6 protein-coding genes are annotated in these 7,223 nt (G+C 47.9%); all 6 read right to left on the bottom strand.

The features are described 5' to 3' along the window. Positions 1 to 311: 311 nt before the first annotated feature. Positions 312 to 1,544: a flagellar hook-associated protein FlgL gene (gene flgL / locus ABY802_RS15165; RefSeq protein ID WP_372627965.1), complete on the bottom strand. Its 1,233-nt coding sequence runs from the start codon at positions 1,542 to 1,544 to the stop codon at positions 312 to 314. A gap of 2 nt (positions 1,545 to 1,546) precedes the next feature. Further along, entirely contained in the window at positions 1,547 to 3,577 is a 2,031-nt protein-coding gene (gene flgK, locus ABY802_RS15160) for a flagellar hook-associated protein FlgK (RefSeq protein ID WP_372627964.1), read from the bottom strand. A 35-nt stretch (positions 3,578 to 3,612) separates the two neighbouring features. Next, a complete protein-coding gene (flgJ, locus tag ABY802_RS15155) occupies positions 3,613 to 4,734 on the bottom strand; it encodes a flagellar assembly peptidoglycan hydrolase FlgJ (RefSeq protein WP_372627963.1) in 1,122 nt (373 codons plus the stop codon). Position 4,735: 1 nt separating this feature from the next. Further along, entirely contained in the window at positions 4,736 to 5,842 is a 1,107-nt protein-coding gene (locus tag ABY802_RS15150) for a flagellar basal body P-ring protein FlgI (protein WP_372627962.1), read from the bottom strand. A gap of 107 nt (positions 5,843 to 5,949) precedes the next feature. Continuing rightward, positions 5,950 to 6,636, bottom strand: coding sequence for a flagellar basal body L-ring protein FlgH (flgH, locus tag ABY802_RS15145; protein WP_372627961.1), 687 nt, complete (start codon positions 6,634 to 6,636; stop codon positions 5,950 to 5,952). An 11-nt stretch (positions 6,637 to 6,647) separates the two neighbouring features. Next, positions 6,648 to 7,223: flagellar basal-body rod protein FlgG (gene flgG, locus ABY802_RS15140; protein WP_372627960.1), on the bottom strand; the 576-nt coding region annotated here is incomplete at its 5' end.

Raw genomic sequence — 7,223 nt, 5'->3', positions numbered from 1 at the left:
CCAGGGCGTTACCGCTGTTCATTAACTGACGCTGTGCATTTAACGCGCTGATGTTGCTGTTGACGTATAAAGCCATGGTGTTTCTCCTGATAACTTATTTTGCGCTGCTAACCATCACGTTTTAACGGTTGCGATGACTTGCCTGATACTTAGTTATCGGAGCTTAAAAACGAAACTTTAAACTTTTTTTTAAAAAACGTATAAAAAAGAGGTTTTGAAGGTTTAATTGAGTGAAGTGTTGATAAAACAAGACCGGCAACGTTTTGCCGGTCATAACGGACAGCCCATAATGGACGGGAAAGATTTATAATCTAACGAATAAAGTCAAACAATGAGGTATTGGTTATGCTACTAAAGGTTTGTTGCACTGCCTGCAATGCAGTCTCCTCTTTCGTCAGATCGGCAATCACTTTGGAAAAGTCTACCTCTGCCAGATCAGCTTGGTATTGCTTGGCCAGAATTTCTAAATCGGCATTAGAGCCGTTAATGCTATCGAGCACGTTAATGCGCCCACCTATCGACGAACGGGTCGCACCAACACTGGTCGATGCAGAATCAATTTCGCCTATCGCTTTAGCAATTTTACTTTGATACACATCATCTGTTGGCCCTGGCACCCGCAAGGCGGCCATCAATTCAGAAATCGTGTTTAAAATATTGGTTTTTTCAGGTGCCGGTAAGTCGAAATCAACTTGCCCCGCCCCAGCCGGGCCACTAATAGTAATCTCCAACCCATTAAACGAAATAGGCGCTCCTGAGGTATAAGCTCCCGTCACCGGCGGCACCAACGCAACACCGCCCCGGGTTATTTCATAATTACTGGGTGCGGTAAGCACCACATTAAACGTATTGTTAGTGGGGTTTAGTTTATCGTAGTTGTTACGATAAAAGTTATTAAACTGAGCCTGATTAGCCACAGTCACATCAGCGCTGGTAGGCCCTGGCACAGAGATTACCGCAGCACCGGGCTGTGGCGTTACCTGCACGCTATCAAATACTTTTTTTCCACTGTCATTTACCGGTAATACCACTCCGGGGGAGACCTGCAACGATTTCTGACCATCGTCGCCGTTAAATACATATTTACCGGTGCTGGCATCAAGTGAAAACGCTTTAACGCTATCCTGAAAACCTGAAAACAAAAAGCCACCTTCGACATTGCGGCTATTCATCAGATCAAACAGTTGCTGTTGAATGCCCTCTAACTCATTGGCAACCGCTTCCCGCTCAGATTCAGAATAAGACCCGTTACCCGCAGACAATGCTAACAATCTGGCACGGTCCATTGCCGTTCTGGCCGAGGTCAGAACGGTTTCTTCCACCCCGAGATTGTTTTTGACGGCAATACCATTTTGCTCAAACTGGGCTAACTGCGACAGATTCTGCCCCACACCCAGCACCTTGGCACTGCCCGATGGGTCATCTGCAGGAGTCAGAATTTTGGTTTGCTTAATCATTTGATCCTGCGCTTTAAGCAGGCGGCGCTGAGTATCCAGAATGCCGTTTAAGCCCTGGTTAAATTTGGTGTTGAATGAAATTCTCATGGTTACCTCACAGCCTGCAGCAGGGTGTCAAAGATGGTTTGCGATGTCGAAATAATCTTAGAGGCAGCCGCGTAACTTTGTTGAAACCTGACCAAATTTGCAGCCTCTTCATCCAGGCTAACACCTGATAGCGATTCAAATAAGTTCTGAGTTTGTGAATATAATGCCTCAGCCGCGGCCTGGCCATTTCTGGCCTGGGCCGTTTTATCACCGACAAAGCTTACCATAGTGCCGTAAGCTTCATTAAAACTCATTTGGTTATCCGCATTCGGGGTCGTGACCGCGTAGCGACGCATGGTATCTTTTGTCTGCAATGCAGCAATTTGTAAGCCATTGCGGTTATCGTTAAAGCCACCCACATTATAGTCTATGGTAAAAACATCTCCCGTTTGCGGCGCTCCGGTAATATTAAAATCGAAACCGTAATTACCTAAACTTGCCTGGGTCATAATATTATTGAACTGTCCGGCAGGTAAAGCTGGGGTGGTTCCCAGCAATGTACTGGTATTGTCCCGCACTTCAAACTGATTACCACCAATATAAGTAATCTGAAATGGCGCACCATTTAACGCCGCAGGCGGACTAAAGACTGATGATGCCGGATCGGTGCTGCTAACCACCAGCGCATTTACTTCAGCATTACCCAGGTTATCAACCGCTTCACTGCTTCTGACCGGCGATGCCAAGGCAATATCTTCGGCCCGGTTACTCAGTTGTGTTACTTGTCTGGCCGCATCAGCCAGCGGCTTTAATAAGAACCTGTCGCCGTCAGCAAAGGCGCCGAGGCTATCATTTAAGGTTATTTGTAACCCATATAAATCATCATCCGGGCTGCTGGCGGCATTAATTGTCGCAGGAAAACCGGCGACGGTTTGGCTAATAGCAGAGTTAGGAATGGCGTTGCCAAAGCTATCGACAGCTTCGACGATAAAGGTGCCAGGGCTTTGAAAAGTCACTAAGAAATCGTTTGGCGGCAGCTGATACGCTCTGCCAGGTTCAATAACGGCAGTCACGGCACCCGCACCCGTGTTCTCATTAAAACGAAGCCCGTTAAAGCTTGGTAATGCAAACAAGTCTTTACCAATATCGCCGTTGCCCGTCATGCCGAGCTTATTCTGTTCATTTAACGAGTCGGCCATTGCCAGCGCCAACTGCCCCAACTGATTTTGAGTCGGAATAAGGGTTTCGTCACGAAAGGCCAGTAAAGCACCTAACTGGCCACCCAGTTGTTCGTTACCCACTTGCCTTAAAACGCCGGGTCTGGCGGTGCTTTGTAACTGCAACTCTTTAACATTGGGATCAGGATTGCCCTGCAAACTTAAAATACCAAATTCACCATTTTCAATCACCAGCGATTGGCCTGTGGCCATAAACACCAGCTTTTCACCATTGGCAGCATCCAGCACTTTAATCTGAACCTTCTCCGCCAGTTGCCGGATAGCCTCATCCCGCTTATCAAACAAATCCAGTGGTATCGGTTTAGAACTGCCGGTTCCATAGTTCGCGATATTTCTATTAAGATCGGCCACATTTTTAATCAGGCTATTGGTTGCGCGCAAATCCAGCTCCAGCTGCTGATTAATATAAGTGGATTGATCCAGCACCAAATTGGACAGCGTGCCAAAACGGTCAAGCAAGGATTCACTGCTACTGATAATAAGTAATCGGGTTGAGATTGAACTGGGATCGTTATTAGCAGTTTGAAACTTTTGAAATAAATCGTTTACTGCCGTTGAAATGCTGTTAGCCGGATTAGAGAACAAACCATCAATGCGGTTAGCCTCTGACACATATTGATTGGCATAGGCAAGATTAGTGGTGTCACGTCGCAACTGTTGCAGGGTAAATTCACTCACCAACCGCTCGGTGGTGCCCTTTCCTACCCCTAAACCCATTTGCTCTGCTTCAAACTCAGTGCGCTGCCTGACATAGCCCGGGGTATTTAAATTAGCGATATTATTACTTGTGGTATTAAGCAGCGTGGAGTTTGCCATTACTGCTGAACTACCAATTTTAAGTAAATTATCTGACATAGGTTGCTCCGTCGCCACTTTTGTTGGCTAACATGCTATTCATCGGCGCCATGGTTGAAATCTTGAGTACGATTATCTTGAGCATGGTTGTCTTGAATATGATTATCTTGAGCGGCAGTCAGCTCGCTGCGAACCAACTCAAACGCAGGGCTTTGATAAACAGCCATTATTTTTTTTGCATAAGCAGGATCGGTAGCGTACCCCGCGGCCTGTAATTCGTTAAAGTATGCAGCCGGCTGTGCAGCAACCTGAATCGCTTGCTGATAGCGGGGGCTGTCACTGATAAAGTTAGCGTAGTCCTGCAAACTTTGCTCTGGCGAGCTGTAAGCACGAAAGCGGGCTTGCTCTTTTTGGGCAACGCCACCACGAAACTCCAGGGTATCGACCACCGCACTTTCACCCTGCCAATTGCGCTGGGCTTTAATACCAAACAAATTAAAACTGTTGTCGCCTTGGGCAGTTTTAATCATCCGCTGGCCCCAGCCAGTTTCCAGTGCCGCCTGCGCGATCATTGCCAATGGATCTAAGCCAAGCGCTTTAGCTGCCTGTTTTGCTGCCGGTAATAATTTACGGACAAAGTCCTCGGGCGAGCCAATTTGCCAGTCAGGCTTGCTCGTTACCGCTACCTTTGCCTCAGAGGCAGCGGTCAGCGCCGAATTTGCAGGTGCTGATGCTGGTAATATTGATACTTTAGGTAACTCGGCAATCGCGTTTAACGTGTGTTTGACGTTGCTGCTAAGTTCGCTGTTGCTCAGTACTCTACTGTTATCTGGCCGCGCTGGTAGCGGATTGAAACTAACTTCACCGGGCATTTTAAGTTCTGAATTTTTGTTTGCGGCTTTGCTTACCGCGGTCGGGTCAAGCTGAGCAACCAGCAAATCAGCCAGACCGAGTGCGCCTTTTTGCGCTAAATCGGTTGCTAACTGACTGTCATGCATGTCCCGGTAAAACTCGGTGGTCTGACTATTCATCATGCCTTCGGCTTCAAACGCCGCATTGGCTTTACGCATACTGCTGAGCAACATGCTCATAAAAATGGATTCAAACTGTTCGGCCGCCTGCCGCAAGCCGGCTTTTTCATCGGTTTTAGCCGCAGTTTTAATATTCTGCAGGCTATTTACATCATGATAAGAGACTTGAGTTTTGGTCAGGCTCATCTTAAATCACCACCAGCTCGCCATGAATTGCGCCAGCTTCTTTTAATGCTTCCAAAATGGCCATTAAATCCCCAGGAGCCGCACCTACTGCATTAACGGTGCGAACTAAATCGTCCAGCGTCACTCCAGGATCAAATTTAAACATGCGGGAGTTATCCCGGTTCACATCAATAATGGTATTTTCTTCAATGGCGGTAACGCCATCGGCAAATGCATTAGGCTGCACCACCTCTGGGTTTTCAGCAATGGTGACCGTTAAGCCACCGTGCGTGACTGCCGCCGGAAATAACCTGACGTCTTTACCAATGACAATTGTGCCGGTTCGTGAATTGATAATAATCTTGGCCGAATGATCAGCAGGAGCAAACTCTAAATTCTCTAAAGTTGACAGATAAGATACCCGTTGCGATAAGTCGCGGGGCGCTCTGACCTGAACTGAGCTGGCGTCTTTAGCATAAGCGGTGTCAGGCCCGATAAACTGGTTAATCACATCGGTTAATCTTTTTGAGGTGGTAAAATCTGCTTCTTTTAAGTTAAACGTAATAAAATCACCATTACCAAAAGGCGAGATAACTTCACGCTCTACCATGGCACCATTTGGAATGCTGCCAACGGTTGGGGTGTTAACCAAAATCCGCGAACCATCCAGGCCTTCGGCACCTAAACCGCTGACAATCAAGCTACCCTGGGCAATAGCATACACATTGCCATCTAAACCGGTTAAAAACGTTTGCAATAAGGTACCACCGCGCAAGCTTTTGGCGCTGCCTACCGATGACACCGTGATATCGATAGTCTGGCCCGGCTTGGCAAACGCAGGCAGTTCCGCATGCACCGCTACCGCAGCCACGTTTTTAATCTGGCTACGCTGACCTGCCGGCAAATTAATACCGAAATTGGCCAGCATGGTGCGAAAGCTTTGTTCGGTAAACGGACTCTGCTCGCCAGTACCAGGTAAACCGACCACCAGACCATAGCCCACCAACTGGTTTGAGCGTACGCCTTCGATATCGGCCACATCTTTAATCCGGGCTGCATCAGCCTGCCCTGTTGTCAGCGACAGAGTCAGCAGCAATACCAGATACCCAGCCAGTTTGTTCCGGAACATGGTTGTTACTCCTAAGTAGCCTGCAGTGTTCATTTAATATTACTCATACTGTTACGCTAAACATGGCAATTTTTAAAAAGGCCATAGCGGTTAAAAAGGCCACTTTCTTAAAAAGGCCACAAGGGTCCGTTGAAAAACCGGCTTAGCCATCCTGGCGACTGACCATAATGGTGGGCCCCGGTGCCGCTGTATTCGATCCGGGCGTTGGCAATTTTATTTGATTCCACGGTGTTATTCACATCCACATCCTGTGGCCGGATGATGCCGGTTAAACGAATATATTCTTTGCCGGTATTTAAGGTTAACCACTTCTCGCCCCGGATCACTAAATTGCCATTGGCCATGACCTGCAGCACGTTAACCGAAATATCGCCGACCAGGCTGTTACTTTGATCCGCTTTGGCATCGCCTTTAAATTCAGCGGTTGAATTAGCGCCAAACTGCAGCACATTGCCAGCGACAGAAACTGCACGACCACTGAGACCCACCATGGGGTCAACCGTGACGCTACTATCTTTGCCCGTTTCGTGCTTCGCCTGCTTGGACGCCTGAGTGCGCTCACGCAGCACCACGGTAATAATATCCCCCTCATTTCGGGCTTTATTATCGGTATACAGACTGTTCGACTGATGCTGCGCAAACAGCGAGCCCGTTTTTAATACCTGACGCACTGCCGGCTCTGGCGGTATCGGCGAATAATACGGATCGTCAGCAAACGGCTGCTGTGGTGATGCACACGCCGTTAATAACAAGACCGCAGATAGCGCGGATAATATCAGCATAAAAGCACGCATAATGCCTCCACTTATAATTGCTGAATAGCAAAACCCAGCATCTGGTCAACGGAAGAAATCACTTTCGAATTCATTTCGTAAACCCGTTGTGATTCAATCAGGCTGACCAGTTCTTCCGTAACGTTAACATTCGAGGTTTCCAGCGAGCCCTGCACAATAATCCCCAGTCCTTCCAGGCCTGGAATGCCCTGTACCGGATCGCCACTGACTGCTGTTTCTTTAAACAGGTTCTGGCCCGTTGGCTCTAAACCGGCCGGATTAATAAAATTAGTCACGGTAAGCTGGCCCAGTACCGCATTATCTACCTGGCCGGCTAAGCGCACAGATACTTCACCATCCTGCGATACGGTAATACTGGTCGCATCCGGCGGGATAACAATATTGGGCTGCACCTGAAAGCCTGCACCGGAGGTCACCAGGTTGCCGTCGCCATCGACAGTGAACTGACCATTTCGGGTATAAGAAGTGGTGCCATCTGGCATTAACACCTCAAAAAAACCGTGGCCCTGGATCATCATATCCAAGCTATTCTCAGTGGTAATCATATTGCCCTGAGTAAAGTTTTTCTGAGTGGCAACAACCTTAGT

It is taken from the genome of Arsukibacterium sp., from assembly GCF_041616895.1.
In the GTDB taxonomy this organism is placed as follows: Bacteria; Pseudomonadota; Gammaproteobacteria; order Enterobacterales; family Alteromonadaceae; genus Alishewanella.
The sequence above is the reverse complement of the archived record's forward strand: the minus strand, read 5'-3'. Positions and strand labels throughout refer to the sequence as shown.

What these genes read in the sequence shown, in the direction of transcription:
- flgK (WP_372627964.1), bottom strand. Translation starts at nt 3,577, where the DNA reads ATGTCAGATAATTTACTTAAAATTGGTAGTTCAGCAGTAATGGCAAAC.
- flgL (WP_372627965.1), bottom strand. Translation starts at nt 1,544, where the DNA reads ATGAGAATTTCATTCAACACCAAATTTAACCAGGGCTTAAACGGCATT.
- flgH (WP_372627961.1), bottom strand. Translation starts at nt 6,636, where the DNA reads ATGCGTGCTTTTATGCTGATATTATCCGCGCTATCTGCGGTCTTGTTA.
- ABY802_RS15150 (WP_372627962.1), bottom strand. Translation starts at nt 5,842, where the DNA reads ATGTTCCGGAACAAACTGGCTGGGTATCTGGTATTGCTGCTGACTCTG.
- flgJ (WP_372627963.1), bottom strand. Translation starts at nt 4,734, where the DNA reads ATGAGCCTGACCAAAACTCAAGTCTCTTATCATGATGTAAATAGCCTG.